Below are 15963 nucleotides of genomic sequence, written 5' to 3'. Positions count from 1 at the left end.
TAGTCTTAAAATGACCTGTAATTAAAGCAGTGAAAGTCGGAGGATGAAAAAGATTATGAACGAAGATGTCAGGCTGCGGCCGTTGGAGAGAGAAGATTTAACTTTTGTTCACACGTTAAATACGAACGCCAATATTATGTCTTATTGGTTTGAAGAACCATATGAGGCGTTTGTGGAGCTTCAGGATTTATATGACAAGCATATTCATGACCAGTCAGAGCGGCGGTTTATCGTTCAGCACAACGATCAGATGGTCGGGCTTGTTGAACTGGTGGAGATTGATTACATTCACCGGCGAACAGAATTTCAAATCATTATCGATCCGCGCCATCAGGGCTGCGGCTATTCAGTTAAGGCAACGAAATTGGCGATGCATTATGCCTTTTCGGTGCTCAATATGCATAAATTGTATTTAATCGTTGATCAATCGAATGAAAAAGCAATTCATGTGTATAAAAAAGTGGGCTTTCAAGTGGAGGCGGAACTGAAGGATGAGTTCTTCGTGGATGGAGAATATCATAATGCTCTTAGAATGTGCATGTTTCAGCAGGATTATTTCGCCGCTAAATAGCGATTATGAATCTGGGCTGCCAAGGGCGGCGCAGATTTTTTCTTCTTTCATCCGGAATAGTTATGGCAGCGGCTTCATATACTAAGCATTATTTATTTGTGTAAATCACTGGTAATATTGGTTTTCCTATCAATAAGTAAATGTTGACGGAAAAACAAGGTTGATTTAAAGTAGAAGTAACTGAAAAAAGTGAGGTGAGGGTATTGGGAAGGCAATGAAAATGATGGAATTTGCAGGAAAAGCCGCGGGCTTCTCTGTCAATCTAACTAATTTTTGTACGGAAACGGGCCGGATCAAGCCTCAACGCACAAAACAAAGGACGGTTGAATAGAGATATTCATTTTTAATCAAGCAGGAGGTGTAATTCCTTGCTGAACAATATGGGCGGCAAGGATCTTATTTGGACATATTTAATTTAATCATGGTTGCCTTTTTAATCGCGTTAACCGGCTTTTTTGTAGCCACTGAATTTGCGATTGTAAAGGTTAGAAGCACAAGGATTGACCAGCTGGCAGCAGAGGGAAATTCGAAGGCGCTGGCAGCGAAAAAAGTGATTTCGAATTTGGATGAGTATTTGTCCGCGTGTCAGCTTGGTATTACCGTGACGGCTCTCGGACTTGGCTGGCTCGGAGAAGAAACGGTCGCTCGCTTGCTGCATCCGCTATTGGTGAAGCTAGATTTGTCGCCATCCGCTGTCAGTGTGGTGTCATTTGTGATCGCTTTTACCACCATTACCTTTTTGCACGTAGTAATTGGTGAGCTGGCGCCGAAAACCGTAGCCATTCAAAAAGCAGAGGCTGTTGCCTTGTTGTTTGCAAAACCAATGATTATGTTTTACCGCCTCATGTATCCGTTTATTAAAACATTAAACGGAACATCTAGGCTTGTCATCAAGCTATTCGGATTAAAGCCTGTATCTGAGCATGAGATGGCCCATTCGGAAGAAGAATTGCGCATCATTTTATCGGAAAGCTTTAAAAGCGGGGAAATCAACCAATCGGAATATAAATATGTAAATAATATATTTGAATTCGATGATCGCCTGGCCAAGGAAATCATGGTGCCGCGTACGGAAATCGTGGCGGTGGACCGATCGGAAACGGCTGCCGAGTGCATCGCTAAGGTGCTCGATGAGAATTATACGCGATATCCGGTCACAGATGGCGATAAAGACCGAATTATCGGCATGGTGAACATGAAGGAAATATTGACCGATTTCGTCCGGGATGAAAGTAAGAAGTCGATCAGCATTGAGCACTACATCCGTCCGGTCATCCAAGTGATCGAGTCGATTGCGATCCATGATTTGCTGGTGAAGATGCAAAAGGAACGCATTCAAATGGCGATCTTAATCGATGAATATGGCGGTACAGCCGGACTTGTTACTGTGGAAGACATCCTGGAAGAAATCGTTGGGGAAATTCGCGACGAATTCGATCAGGACGAGACACCGATGATCAAGAAAATTAATGAGCATCAAACGATCCTTGACGGCAAGGTTCTGATTGAGGATGTCAATGATATGTTTGGCCTTGATATTGATGAAGAAGACGTTGACACAGTCGGAGGTTGGGTGTTAACTGAGAAATTCGAGGTCAAAGAAGGCGATACTATTGAGAAAGACGGCTGCACCTTTAAGGTGATTGAAATGGACGGCTACCATATTAAATTCATTGAAGTAACCAAAAAAGTGGTTTCTCTGACCGATGTAAGAGAAGACATGATGGAAGGACTGGCAGAAAAAGCCTAGCCCAAGAGGGCTAGGCTTTTTCTATTACAGAAATACAAAATAAATGACCGCTGCTAAAACGATGCGGTAGACCGCAAATGGAGTCAGTTTAATTTTATTTATGAGCGCCAGAAAGAAGCGGATGGAGAGAAGTGCAAAGAGAAAGGCGCTAATAAAGCCGACGATGAAAAACGGCAGGGCATCCAACGTGAAATATTCCCAGTTTTTAATCAGGGATAATCCGCTGGCTCCGGCCATAATCGGCACGGCCATGATGAATGTAAAGTCGGCGGCAGCCCGGTGGCTTAAGCCAAGGAGAACCCCTCCGGAAATAGTGGCGCCGGAACGCGAGAACCCTGGCCACAGCGAAATGCATTGAAATAGCCCCACAAGGAAAGCCTGCTTATACGTAATCTCATCCACTGTTTCTGCTTGAATCCGCTTAGCTGAAAACTTGTCGGCAATCAGCATGAGCACCGCTCCCGCCACTAAGGCCACCAGCACCGTGTGAATGGAAAAAAGATGCTCATCAATATAATCCTCAAACAAGAAACCGAGAATCCCGGCAGGAAGCAAGCCGACAATAACTTGGCTCAGCTTGAGTTTGGATGATTCCCTGCTTCTTCCAGCTAAGTCTTTTTTCATTCCAAGCAAATGGAAGAAGCGCTCTTTAAAGACGATCACTACCGCTAAAATCGAACCGAGCTGAATAACTACCTTAAACGTATTAGCGACAGGCTCAGAGTAAAGTTCTTTTGATTTTAATAAAATATCATCGACAATAATCATATGTCCGGTTGATGATACCGGAGCAAATTCCGTCGCCCCTTCGACGAGTCCCAATAGGAAGGCGACGAATAATTCCCACAAACTCAAAATTATTCACCTCATTAATTATTTAATACTGAGTCCCTTTCTGATTGTATGATTAGTTTAAAAATATGTCCACTTTTAAAAATAATGTCATGGAAATTCTCATTTCAGCTCTAATTGCTTGACTTTTTCTTCAATATCCTCAATGGTTAGTTCATAATAAAGCGTTTTGAGAAAGGAATGGTCATATGGGAATACATAAGTATTTTAACAGTCTGTCGGATCTTGAGCATTTGTACCGCTTGCCTGGCAAGTTTAAATATCAGTCCCATACAGTGGCGGCCCATTCATTTAAAGTGACGAAAATCGCGCAGCTTCTGGGAACGATTGAGGAGCTGGAAGGCCAGACGGTCAATTGGCGCTCCTTGTATGAAAAAGCGCTGAATCATGATTACGCGGAGCTGTTTACCGGCGATATTAAAACGCCTGTCAAATACGCCTCCAATGAACTGAAGGCTCTGTTCTCGCAAGTGGAGGAACAGATGGCCAAGAAATTTGTGGAACAGGAATTTCCAGAAGAGCTTCAGGATATTTATATTGAACGTTTCAAAGAAGGAAAGGATGACTCGCTGGAAGGCCGGATTTTATCAGTTGCGGATAAAGTCGATCTTCTCTACGAATCATTCGGGGAAATATTAAAGCGCAATCCTGAGCCCCTGTTTTTGGAAATTTATCAAGAAGCACTTTCAACCATCATGAAATTTGATGATTTGCCTTGTGTTCAATATTTCATTCAACATATATTGCCGGATATGCTTTCGGAAGAATTTATCCCTCATAATGAATTGCATGCGATGACGGAAAAGATCGTCCGAAAACATGATATCAAGTGAAAATTCAGCCTTTTGCCCTGCTGAAAAATCAGTTATGCTGGTATCAGCGGGCAGCGGTTTGCAGTAAAGGAGCCGGCTCGCTGCGCTGATCTTCTATTAACGCCTTTCTTTCGGGAGTGAGAACATGATTGACAAAATGATTCTAGCGATATTCCTGCCCGGCCTTCTGGTTGTCTTCTTTTCTCGAGTAACCTTTAATCAATATTTAGGCTTGGTGCTGACCGTGGCGCTTATCGCAGCCTCCGCTTATAAAGGATATACGCATACATGGCTTCTTATCGTGATTGACGCGGCTTCACTGACTATTGGCTTTTGGCTGTCAAACCGAATGATCAAAGGCTTGAAACTGAACAAGTAGGCGGGTTCTTAACAAAGGAGCCGGCCTTTTTAATATGGGCAGCAGCCAAAATATTTTTCTTGCTTTTTAATAGGGTATAGGGTATTATAGTCTCAAGATCACCATACCCCCAAGGGTAAAAGGAGGAATATTATGTTCTTTCGTTCGTACTTTGATGAAAAGCTTGCCCAGTATTCTTATATGATCGCTTGCCAAAAGACAGGAGAGGCCATTGTTATAGATCCCGCTCGCGATATTACATCTTATGCCGAAACAGCCAAAAAAGAAGGGTTTCGTTTAACAGCAGCGGCTGAAACTCATATTCATGCGGACTTTGTATCTGGCGCCCGCCAGATGGCGAAGGATTACGGGGCGATGTTGTATTTATCGGATGAAGGCGATGAAGACTGGAAGTACCAATATACAGAGGATGTGAACGCTCAACTCGTTAAAGACGGCGATACATTCTTCATCGGGAAAGTTGAGCTTCAAGTGATGCACACGCCGGGCCATACGCCGGAGAGCATCTCGTTTCTTGTAACAGATAAAGGCGGGGGTTCTGTTGTGCCGATGGGGATCTTTACCGGAGATTTCGTCTTCGTGGGAGATGTCGGGCGCCCAGATTTATTAGAGAAAGCCGCTGGCGTGAAGGGCACCGCTCACACCGGTGCGCTGCAAATGTATGACTCCCTTCAGCGCTTTAAGCAGCTGCCGGATTACGCAGCAGTCTGGCCGGGACATGGAGCAGGCAGCGCCTGCGGAAAGTCGCTCGGGGCGGTACCGCAATCTACGGTCGGCTATGAAAAAGCTAATAACTGGGCGCTGCAGATCAATGATCAGGAAGTATTTCAGCGGGAGCTATTAAAGGATCAGCCGGAGCCGCCCAAGTATTTTGCGATGATGAAGAAGATCAATAAGCAGGGGCCGAACGTGCTGGCGAATGAAACGGTTCCTTATATTGAAAGCTATAAAGAGCTGCAGGGCTATTTGAATCGATCCCAAACGATAGTAATAGACACGAGAACTGCCGGTGAATTCGCAAACGGCCATATAGAAGGAACAATCAATATCCCGTTTACGAAGATTTTTACTAACTGGGCCGGATGGTTAATCGGATATGATCAAGACATCGTGCTGATTGCGGACAAAGAAGAGGCCCAAGATATTCAGCGGTCGCTGGAATCGATCGGACTTGACCGAATCCAAGCGTTTGCCAGCCCGAAAGCAGTAGGGGAAGCAGAAGAGCTGGAGCAATATGAAAACATAACGGTTGAAGCATTGAAATCCCGGTATCAGGATGAGGATGTGTATGTCATCGATATCCGCCATAAGCAAGAGTGGCAGAAAGGGCATATTCCTGGAGCACATCATCATATGCTCGGGAACCTTCCGGAGGAAATGAGCGAGATTCCGAAAGATAAGAAGATCATCGTTCACTGTCAATCAGGGGCGCGTTCAGCGATAGGCATAAGCCTTTTGCAAGCCGCGGGCTTTAAACAAGCCGCTAATTTGCAGCACGGATTTTCTGCATGGGAGAGCCAAAGCGGAGAAGTCGAATAACTATTCATTAGGAGGAGATTCCATGAATCAAGTAACCGTTTATTCAACCAATACCTGTCCTTATTGTGACATGATGAAAAACTTTTTGCGTGAACAAGGCATCGTTTTCAAGGAAATCAATGTGCAAGAGGACCAAGAGGCGGCACAACGCCTCGTGCAAACGACCGGACAGCTGGGTGTGCCGCAAACCAACGTAAACGGCCAATGGGTGCTGGGCTTCGATCCTGAAGCGGTGAAGGCACTGCTTAAATAACTGTGGCAGCCAGGACTCTGTGCCTGGCTCATTTGCTGAGAGGCAGCCACCTCGAACCATGCGTCCGCTCGGGGAAGATGGCAGCCAAGAGAGGGATATAGCTTTGAAGACAGCGGCTGAATGAGTTGTAAAGAGCCGCTGATTTTTTTAAAATATCATATACCCTTATGGGTAAGAAGAGGAGGGAAGCTCGTGGATTTGTCCATTGGATTTATAATTGTAGTTTTTCTCATTGGATTCATCGGCTCCTTTCTTTCAGGAATGGTGGGCATCGGCGGTTCGATTATTAAATATCCGATGCTGTTATATATTCCGCCGCTCTTGGGATTTGCGGCATTTTCCGCCCATGAAGTAGCCGGCATCAGCGCTGTTCAAGTGTTTTTTTCCACGATGGCCGGTGTCTGGGCCTACCGGAAAAGTGATTATTTGAACAAGACACTCATCCTCTACATGGGAGCCGCTGTGCTGGCCGGAAGCTTCATTGGAGGTTTCGCATCTGAAAACATGGCGGCCTCGGCGGTGAACTTAATTTATGGAATATTAGCGGCGCTTGCGGCCATTATGATGTTTGTGCCTAAAAAAGGCCTCGATGATCGGCCGTTTGATGAAGGAACTTTTAATAAATGGCTGGCGGCCTTCTTTGCTTTTATCGTCGGCCTCGGCGCTGGCATTGTCGGAGCTGCTGGAGCTTTCTTGCTTGTGCCAATCATGCTCGTCGTCTTAAAGATCCCCACAAGAATGACGATCGCCAGCTCGCTTGCAATTACCTTTATTTCTTCTATCGGTTCTACCGCCGGCAAGCTTCTGACAGGGCAAGTGCTGTTAATGCCTGCGCTGATTATGGTGGCGGCCAGCATTCTCGCTGCTCCGATTGGGGCGAAGGCAGGGCAAAGAATGGACACAAAGCTGCTTCAATGGCTGCTCGCCTTGCTGATTGCGGCGACTGCTATAAAAATTTGGTTCGATATTTTATCCCGCATGTAAAATGCCGTAAAATCCTCGCTTAGAGTGCGAAAAAAAGTCTAATTTGAAGATTCACTTTTTAGTGATTCTAATGCGTGCAGCTGCTCAACATAGGGCAGCTGTTTTCTTTCGCTTAAACAGGAACATATGTGCGCAAAACATTGGCATGCCGGGTTTCAATTATGGTAGAATGGGAAATATGGTAATCAATTGAGTAAATCGGATCAGAATGCCTCGGTTGTGCGCGCGAAGGCATATTACCCGTGAAAGCAGGAGGACAGAACGTGGAAAAAGACTTTGAAATTGTTTCGAAATACAGTCCGCAAGGGGATCAGCCTGCGGCTATCGCTGAGCTGGTGGAAGGCATCAAGCAAGGAAAGAAGCATCAGACGCTGCTTGGGGCAACGGGAACGGGCAAAACGTTTACGGTCTCCAACGTAATTAAAGAAGTAAAGAAGCCGACGCTGGTTATCGCGCATAATAAAACGCTTGCCGGCCAGCTGTACAGCGAATTTAAAGAGTTTTTTCCGAATAATGCGGTGGAGTACTTTGTCAGCTACTATGACTATTATCAGCCGGAAGCCTATGTGCCTCAAACGGATACCTTCATTGAAAAGGATGCCAGCATCAATGATGAAATCGACAAGCTCCGCCACTCGGCTACGTCAGCCCTGTTTGAACGGAACGATGTCATAATCATTGCCAGTGTGTCATGCATATACGGCTTAGGTTCGCCGGAAGAATACCGGGATCTAGTGGTTTCTTTGCGAACCGGGATGGAAATCGAACGCAACCGGCTGCTGCGGCGGCTGGTGGATGTGCAGTATGACCGCAATGATATCGACTTTAAACGCGGGACATTCCGCGTGCGCGGCGATGTCGTGGAAATCTTCCCTGCTTCACGGGATGAGCATTGTGTGCGCGTGGAGTTTTTTGGAGATGAAATCGATCGGATACGCGAAGTGGACGCCTTAACCGGGGAAATTATCGGCGATCGCGAACACGTGGCCATCTTCCCGGCTTCCCACTTCGTCACGCGGGAAGAGAAGATGAGACAAGCAATTGAAAACATTGAACAGGAGCTAAAGGAGCGGCTCGCCGTTTTGCGCGAGGAGAATAAGCTGCTGGAAGCGCAGCGCCTGGAGCAGCGGACCCGCTATGATCTTGAAATGATGAGGGAGATGGGTTTTTGTTCAGGCATTGAGAACTACTCGCGGCATTTGACTTTGCGTCCGCCGGGGTCGACGCCGTTTACATTGCTTGATTATTTTCCAAAAGACTTTTTGTTAATTATTGATGAATCACATGTGACGATTCCGCAGGTGCGGGGCATGTATAATGGCGACCAGGCACGCAAGCAAGTGCTGGTCGATCATGGCTTCCGTTTGCCGTCTGCGAAGGATAACCGCCCTCTGAAGTTTGAGGAGTTTGAAGAACACATCCATCAGGCGATTTACGTATCGGCAACGCCGGGACCTTATGAGCTGGAGAAGACGCCGCAGATGACACAGCAAATTATCCGCCCGACAGGATTGCTGGATCCGACTGTCGATGTCCGGCCGATTGAAGGACAAATAGATGACCTGCTGGCGGAGATCAATGAGCGGATTGAAAAGAATGAACGAGTGCTCGTTACTACGCTGACAAAGAAAATGTCGGAGGATTTAACCGATTATTTGAAGGAAATCGGCATCAAAGTCCAGTACCTGCATTCTGAAGTGAAAACGCTGGAACGGATTGAAATTATTCGGGATCTTCGCCTCGGAAAGTATGATGTGCTCGTCGGAATTAACCTGCTGCGGGAGGGACTGGATATTCCTGAGGTGTCGCTCGTTGCCATTCTTGATGCTGATAAGGAAGGCTTCCTTCGTTCCGAGCGCTCGCTTATTCAAACGATGGGACGCGCGGCCCGCAATGCGTCCGGTCATGTCATTATGTACGCCGATCACATCACCGATTCGATGAAGAAGGCGATTGAAGAAACGAAACGCCGCCGGGAGATCCAGCAAGAATACAATGAAAAGCATGGCATTACACCTAAGACGATTCAAAAGGATGTCCACGATGTCATTCGCGCCACTCATGCCGCGGAAGAAACCGAACAATACAAGGCGTCCGGCGCCAAGAAGTTGTCTCCGGAGGAAAGAGAAAGCTTAATTCAGCGTCTTGAAAGCGAAATGAAAGAAGCGGCCAAAGCGCTTGATTTCGAGCTGGCTGCCCAGCTTCGTGATGCCGTGTTAGAGTTGAAATCGGAAGGATGAGTTGTGTATGGGAATAGATAAGATTACTGTAAAAGGAGCCCGAGCCAATAATTTGAAGAATGTGGATATCACGATTCCCCGCGATCAGCTTGTCGTGCTGACGGGGCTGTCGGGCTCAGGAAAATCATCGCTTGCGTTCGACACGATTTACGCAGAGGGACAGCGCCGCTACGTCGAGTCGCTTTCCGCTTATGCCCGCCAGTTTTTAGGGCAAATGGATAAACCGGATGTCGATGCCATTGAAGGGCTGTCGCCGGCGATATCGATCGATCAGAAAACAACGAGCCGCAATCCGCGTTCGACGGTCGGCACCGTCACTGAAATCTATGATTATCTCCGCCTGCTGTTTGCGCGCATCGGCCGTCCGATCTGTCCGGTGCACGGCATTGAAATCACCTCTCAGACCATTGAACAAATGGTCGACCGAATCATGCAGTACGAAGAGCGCACGAAGATTCAAGTGCTTTCTCCACTCGTGTCCGGCCGCAAAGGAACGCATGCAAAGGTGCTTGATGAGGTGAAGAGGCAAGGGTATGTCCGCGTGCGCGTCGACGGCGAAATGCGGGAAGTAGAAGAAGAAATTGCGCTGGAAAAAAATAAAAAGCATTCGATCGAAGTGGTCATCGACCGCATTGTTGTCAAGGAAGGCATCGAGTCTCGGCTGGCCGATTCGCTGGAAGCGGCTCTGAAGCTCAGCGAAGGCAATGTGATTATCGATGTGATCGGACAGGAGGAATTGCTGTTCAGTGAGCATCACGCTTGTCCGCACTGCGGCTTTTCGATCGGCGAGCTGGAACCGCGGATGTTTTCCTTCAACAGCCCGTACGGAGCCTGTCCGACTTGTGACGGCCTCGGCTCGAAGCTGAAAGTGGATTTGGATCTTGTCATTCCCAACAAGGAGCTGAGCCTGCGGGAGCATGCTATTGCCCCGTGGGAACCGGCCAGCTCCCAATACTATCCGCAATTGCTGGAGGCTGTCTGCCGCCATTACGGCATTGACATGGATCGGCCGGTGAAGGATTTGCCGAAGGAACAGCTGGATAAAGTGCTGTACGGCTCCGGACGGGAGAAAATCTATTTCCGCTATGAAAATGATTTCGGCCAAATTCGCGAGAATCATCTTGTTTTTGAAGGGGTGATCGGCAATGTGGAGCGGCGCTACCGCGAGACGAGCTCCGATTATATCCGCGAACAGATGGAAAAATACATGGCTGAGCAAAAATGTCCGACATGCAAAGGCTACCGCCTGAAAAAAGAAAGTCTGGCTGTCAAGATTAACGGACTGCACGTTAGTGAGGTGGCTGACTATTCGATTGAAGAAGCGCAACAGTTTTTTGCCGGCCTTTCATTAACGGATAAAGAAAAGCAGATCGCCCACATGGTGCTGCGGGAAATCAGGGAACGCCTTGGCTTTTTAATCAATGTCGGCCTGGATTATTTAACGCTCAGCCGCTCTGCGGGGACGCTGTCCGGAGGAGAAGCGCAGCGGATTCGGCTGGCGACGCAGATCGGTTCGCGCTTAACCGGCGTTTTGTATATTCTGGATGAGCCATCGATCGGGCTTCATCAGAGAGACAATGACCGCCTGATCCGCACGATGCAGGAAATGCGGGATATCGGCAATACGCTCATCGTCGTCGAGCATGATGAAGATACGATGATGGCTGCTGATTATTTAATTGATGTCGGTCCGGGTGCGGGAGTTCACGGCGGTGAGATTGTATCGGCCGGCACTCCTAAGGAAGTAATGGCTGATTCGAATTCCCTCACAGGCCAATACTTATCAGGGGAAAAATTTATTGCGCTGCCGCAAGAGCGGCGCAAGCCGGATGGCCGCTGGATTGAAATCACCGGTGCAAGGGAGAATAACCTCAAAAATGTTAAAGTCAAGTTTCCGCTCGGGGTATTTACAGCGGTGACGGGTGTTTCCGGTTCGGGAAAAAGCACGCTGGTGAATGATATTCTTCATAAAGCGCTGGCGCAAAAGCTTCATAAAGCGAAGAGCAAGCCCGGCCGTCATCGTGAAGTAAAAGGAATTGAGCAGTTAGATAAAGTGATCGACATCGATCAGTCACCAATCGGCCGGACACCTAGATCCAACCCCGCTACATATACGGGAGTGTTTGATGATATTCGCGACGTGTTTGCAGCGACCAATGAGGCGAAGGTGCGCGGCTACAAAAAAGGGCGTTTTAGCTTTAATGTCAAAGGAGGCCGCTGTGAAGCCTGCCGCGGAGACGGCATAATTAAAATTGAAATGCACTTTTTACCGGATGTGTACGTGCCTTGCGAAGTCTGTCATGGAAAGCGTTATAATCGTGAAACATTGGAAGTGGCGTACAAGGGCAAAAACATAGCCGATGTGCTGGCGATGACAGTGGAGGATGCCCTGGAATTCTTCGAAAATATTCCTAAGATTAAGCGCAAGCTGCAAACAATCGCCGATGTCGGTCTTGGATATATCAAGCTTGGACAGCCCGCTACTACGCTTTCGGGCGGAGAGGCGCAGAGGGTGAAGCTGGCATCGGAGCTGCACCGCCGTTCCACCGGCCGCTCCTTCTATATTCTTGATGAACCGACGACCGGCTTGCATGCCGATGACATTTCCCGCCTGCTCAATGTTTTGCAGCGGCTCGTTGAAAATGGAGATACTGTGCTTGTGATTGAGCATAACCTCGATGTGATTAAGACGGCTGACTATATTATTGACCTTGGTCCGGAAGGGGGAGACCGCGGCGGAATGATCGTGGCAGCCGGCACTCCGGAAGATGTGGCGGAGACGGAAGGGTCATACACCGGCCATTATTTGAAGAAGGTGCTGCTGCGGGACCGGGAGCGGGAACGGAATAGGCAAGCTTGAGGTGAAGATTTGCTGAAACTTTTTCCAAAATGCTGCGTAGAAAAAGAAAGAGAGTCAATTTCATCTAATTGGAGGGCTTGAAATGAACGAAGAGAAGAAGCGGATTCTGGAAATGGTAGAAGCGGGCGTCATTTCAGCGAGTGAAGCTGTGACGTTATTGGAGGCGCTGGAAAAGCAGCCGAAGCCCGGCGTTCAAAGAGAGCGAAGAGATTCTTTTTTGGATGAACTGGTTCGGCTGGGACAGAAATTCAGCAGCCAAAAGCAATGGCAGTCATCGGAAAGTGCGGGCAGCCAGCCGAAGGATAAATTGTTTCAATTCATTCAATCGACAGTTCAAAGACTGAAAGATTTCGAATTTCCTTTAGGGAAAGCCGTAGAATTTTCCCATGTGTTTGAGGAGAAAGCTTTTTCGCCAGCAAGAATTAAAGCGGAAATCGCCAACGGCAATTTTGTTATGAAGCCGTGGAAAGAAGACGGAGTAAAAGCCGAGTGTCAAGTGAAGGTATACGGGGCCGATCAGGAAGATGAAGCGCGCGAGTCATTTATTAAAAATAGCGTATTCTATGCCCGCGATCATAAACTGTCTTTTTCAGTGGGCTTGAAGCTGATGAAGGTTGACACTGTGCTATACGTGCCTGAAGAGGCGATTGGTGAAGTGTCCGTGAAGCTGTTTAACGGATCCTTCCGGGTGGAGGACGCGATCATGCAGGAGCTTGATGTGAAAACCGCCAACGGCCAGATTGAAGTCAGAAGCTCTCGGCTGGAAGACTTTGAAGGTGAAACCGGCAATGGTCCGATTTACTTCATTGACTGCCAAAGCAAGAAAGCAGCTGCTAATTCATTTAACGGAGCGATTCATGTGGTCGGTTCGGTCGGCTATACCGACATCCAATCTTTTAACGGCAATATTTTATGCGATATTAAATCGCAAGCTGCTCATACGGTGAAAGCGCAGGCGGTAACGGGAAACATCGAAGTGTACGTGCCGGAAAACATGGCGATGAAAGGGGAATTGCGCACCAATCTCGGTTCGCTGCAGCTTCCCGAACAAGGAATGAAAAAAGTGACGGAAAAAGAAGAAACAGTTCAAAAATTCGTTCATTTTGAAAGCGAAAGAGAAGCACTGGAGCGAGTGACCATTGAAGCGGGAACGAAGACAGGCTCCATTGCGGTGAAAACATCAGCGGTTCCGGATGAAACAAGCGAAGAGCCGCCAGAAGTGCTGGAATAAGGCTGGCGGAAGCTGATGAGATGGCTGCTGGGCATTTTCATTAATGCGGTGCTGTTTGTCTCCTTATCCGGCTATTTTCCCGGCGTGAAAGTAGCTGGATTTGGTTCTGCTCTCATTGCCAGCACCGTTCTTTTCCTGCTGAATGTGCTTGTTCGCCCGTTTCTTATTATTCTGACGCTGCCGATTACGTTTGTGACGCTCGGTTTGTTTCTGTTTGTAGTCAATGCCTTGACCCTGCAGCTGACAGATGGCATTATGGGAAGCCGGTTTGACATTTCAGGGTTTGGCATGGCCCTGTTAATCGCTGTGATGATGGCGCTTGTGAATCTTATTTTGCAATTAACCATTTTTCATAAAGGAACTCCAAATAATAGAGGCTGACTTCATGGAAGCCAGCCTCCGCAAATGATTTACTGAAAGTCTGAGGCGGATGCTTGCAAGCATCCGCCTTATTTTTTTATAGCCGGTACACGCGGGCTACGGCTTTGGCAATCGCTTGTGCATATTGCCGGCGATGTTCCAGCTATGTCCGGCGTCGATCATCATCCCTCCTCACTATAATCATAGAGTCAAGCCGCAGGAACAATCACTGCGAATCCATTAATACGGTGGCTTATCGGATCTAACATAAGCAAGCTGGTTTTGAATAGAAGAATGCAATGGAGCAGCGAAAAAATGTTACAATAGAGGCAGACTGCCAGTTGAGGAGGAAGACATTTTGGCTAAAGTTCGCACAAAGGATTTGCTAGAGAAATTTAATTTAGAACTGATAAGCGGAGAAGAAGGCATTCACCGTCCGATTACAACGAGCGATCTTTCGCGGCCCGGGCTGGAGCTTGCCGGATTTTTCGATTATTATCCGGCGGAGCGCGTGCAGCTTCTGGGCATGACTGAGCTTACTTTTTTTGAAAAGCTGAGTCCGCAAGAGAAGCAAGAGCGCGTAGAGCGACTGTGTGATGTAAAGACGCCGGCTATCATTATCGCCCGCGGTTTGGACGTGCCGAAAGAGCTGATCGTGTCGGCGGAGCGCTATACCGTGCCATTAATGCGATCGAAAATGACAACGACGCGCCTTTCCAGCCGTCTGACCAATTATTTAGAAAGTATGCTGGCTCCCACTACGGCTGTGCACGGCGTGCTCGTGGATATCTACGGGGTTGGTGTGTTAATAACAGGCCAAAGCGGCGTTGGAAAAAGTGAAACCGCTCTGGAGCTAGTGAAGCGCGGCCATCGCCTCGTAGCTGATGATTGCGTGGAAATTCGGCAGGAGGATCACGACACCCTTATTGGCAGTTCACCTGAATTAATCGAGCACTTGCTGGAAATTCGCGGGCTTGGCATCATTAACGTGATGACCTTGTTTGGAACCGGAGCGATCAGAGGGCATAAACGGATCACATTGAACATTCATTTAGAAATATGGGATCCTAAAAAGCAATATGACCGCTTGGGGATTGAAGAAGATAAAATGAAAATAATTGATACGGAAATTACGAAAATCACCTTGCCTGTCCGTCCGGGCCGGAATTTAGCCGTGATTGTTGAAGTGGCGGCGATGAACTTCCGCTTGAAAGGGCTTGGCATTAACACCGCTAAAGAATTTACCGATAAATTGGCTAGTGTCATCAGTGAAAAGGATTATGATCAATTGTAAATAGAGAGGAGCAAAAAGATGGAAGGTTATCCGCTAAATCCGATTGCAATGGATCTGGGGCCGCTTCAGGTCCATTGGTATGGACTGATTATCGGCGCTGGGATCGCGCTCGGCTATTACTTAGCAAAAAAAGAAGGGCGGCGCTTGGGACTGCCGAAAGATACATTTGCCGACCTATTAATCTGGGCTATTCCGATTTCTATCATTTGTGCGCGCATTTATTATGTTCTGTTTCAATGGGAATACTATTCGCAGCACCCGGGGGATATTATTAAAATATGGAATGGCGGCATTGCTATTCATGGCGCGCTCATCGGTGCTGTGGCAACGGCTATCGTCTATTCGCGGGCGAAAAATATTTCCTTCTGGAAGCTTGCAGATATTGCAGCGCCCAGCTTGCTGCTCGGTCAGGCTATAGGTCGCTGGGGAAATTTCGTCAACCAAGAGGCGTATGGCGAGGAAGTGACGCGATCGTTTTTAGAAGGCTTAGCGCTGCCGGACTTTATCATCAATCAAATGTACATAGACGGCCAGTACTATCATCCGACATTTCTTTATGAATCCATCTGGAACTTCCTTGGATTTATTCTTTTAATCGGATTAAGGAGAGCACCTTTAAAGCGCGGTGAACTCTTTTTAACCTATGTGATCTGGTATTCCGCCGGCCGCTTTTTTGTTGAAGGGCTGCGCACTGACAGTCTGATGCTTGGATCTCTGCGAATGGCACAAGTGGTTTCGATCAGCTTAATTATCGCAGCGGCCGTGATCTTCATCGTTCGCCGTAAGACGAAAGCGGCTCAAGTTCCGTACAACGAGACTGGAAAGCAGTAAAAGCAAG

The 15963-nt window shown here is 47.6% G+C and carries 14 protein-coding genes; 13 read left to right on the top strand and 1 reads right to left on the bottom strand.

From position 1 onward, the window contains the following. Positions 1–55 precede the first annotated feature (55 nt). Together speG and CEF20_RS12860 are read left to right on the top strand one after the other, a co-directional pair. Positions 56–571, top strand: coding sequence for a spermidine N1-acetyltransferase (gene speG, locus CEF20_RS12865; RefSeq protein WP_100332323.1), 516 nt, complete (start codon positions 56–58; stop codon positions 569–571). A 400-nt stretch (positions 572–971) separates the two neighbouring features. Then, positions 972–2321, top strand: a complete 1350-nt coding sequence (locus CEF20_RS12860; RefSeq protein ID WP_100332322.1) for a hemolysin family protein — start codon at positions 972–974, stop codon at positions 2319–2321. A gap of 24 nt (positions 2322–2345) precedes the next feature. Here CEF20_RS12860 and CEF20_RS12855 read toward each other — a convergent pair whose 3' ends face one another. After that, positions 2346–3176, bottom strand: a complete 831-nt coding sequence (locus tag CEF20_RS12855) for an undecaprenyl-diphosphate phosphatase (RefSeq protein WP_269799233.1) — start codon at positions 3174–3176, stop codon at positions 2346–2348. 185 nt (positions 3177–3361) lie between these two features. Between CEF20_RS12855 and CEF20_RS12850 the strand changes: the two genes are divergently transcribed. The 11 genes from CEF20_RS12850 to lgt all read left to right on the top strand — a co-directional run bounded on the left by CEF20_RS12850 (position 3362) and on the right by lgt (position 15956). Then, a complete protein-coding gene (locus CEF20_RS12850; RefSeq protein ID WP_100332321.1) occupies positions 3362–4006 on the top strand; it encodes a YfbR-like 5'-deoxynucleotidase in 645 nt (214 codons plus the stop codon). A 124-nt stretch (positions 4007–4130) separates the two neighbouring features. Further along, on the top strand, positions 4131–4364 hold the full coding sequence (locus CEF20_RS12845; RefSeq protein WP_100332320.1) for a CsbA family protein: 234 nt from the start codon (positions 4131–4133) through the stop codon (positions 4362–4364). A 132-nt stretch (positions 4365–4496) separates the two neighbouring features. After that, a complete protein-coding gene (locus CEF20_RS12840) occupies positions 4497–5903 on the top strand; it encodes an MBL fold metallo-hydrolase (protein WP_100332319.1) in 1407 nt (468 codons plus the stop codon). 22 nt (positions 5904–5925) lie between these two features. Beyond that, the gene (locus CEF20_RS12835) at positions 5926–6156 is read left to right on the top strand and encodes a glutaredoxin family protein (RefSeq protein WP_100332318.1); all 231 of its coding nucleotides are present in this window, start codon (positions 5926–5928) and stop codon (positions 6154–6156) included. Between the two features lie 192 nt (positions 6157–6348). Continuing rightward, a complete protein-coding gene (locus tag CEF20_RS12830) occupies positions 6349–7140 on the top strand; it encodes a sulfite exporter TauE/SafE family protein (RefSeq protein ID WP_100332317.1) in 792 nt (263 codons plus the stop codon). Positions 7141–7403: 263 nt separating this feature from the next. Then, positions 7404–9380 (top strand): excinuclease ABC subunit UvrB, encoded by a 1977-nt coding sequence (gene uvrB, locus CEF20_RS12825; RefSeq protein WP_100332316.1) that lies wholly within the window; start codon positions 7404–7406, stop codon positions 9378–9380. Positions 9381–9387: 7 nt separating this feature from the next. Further along, positions 9388–12240, top strand: a complete 2853-nt coding sequence (uvrA, locus tag CEF20_RS12820; RefSeq protein ID WP_100332315.1) for an excinuclease ABC subunit UvrA — start codon at positions 9388–9390, stop codon at positions 12238–12240. A gap of 82 nt (positions 12241–12322) precedes the next feature. After that, on the top strand, positions 12323–13471 hold the full coding sequence (locus CEF20_RS12815) for a DUF4097 family beta strand repeat-containing protein (RefSeq protein ID WP_100332314.1): 1149 nt from the start codon (positions 12323–12325) through the stop codon (positions 13469–13471). A gap of 15 nt (positions 13472–13486) precedes the next feature. Next, positions 13487–13852, top strand: coding sequence for a phage holin family protein (locus CEF20_RS12810; protein WP_100332313.1), 366 nt, complete (start codon positions 13487–13489; stop codon positions 13850–13852). Positions 13853–14189: 337 nt separating this feature from the next. After that, the gene (gene hprK / locus CEF20_RS12805; protein WP_100332312.1) at positions 14190–15125 is read left to right on the top strand and encodes an HPr(Ser) kinase/phosphatase; all 936 of its coding nucleotides are present in this window, start codon (positions 14190–14192) and stop codon (positions 15123–15125) included. 18 nt (positions 15126–15143) lie between these two features. Continuing rightward, positions 15144–15956: a prolipoprotein diacylglyceryl transferase gene (gene lgt, locus CEF20_RS12800; RefSeq protein ID WP_100332311.1), complete on the top strand. Its 813-nt coding sequence runs from the start codon at positions 15144–15146 to the stop codon at positions 15954–15956. Positions 15957–15963: the final 7 nt, after the last annotated feature.

Source organism: Bacillus xiapuensis (genome assembly GCF_002797355.1).
Lineage (GTDB): Bacteria > Bacillota > Bacilli > Bacillales > Domibacillaceae > Bacillus_CE > Bacillus_CE xiapuensis.
This window is presented reverse-complemented; position numbering and strand designations above follow the sequence as displayed.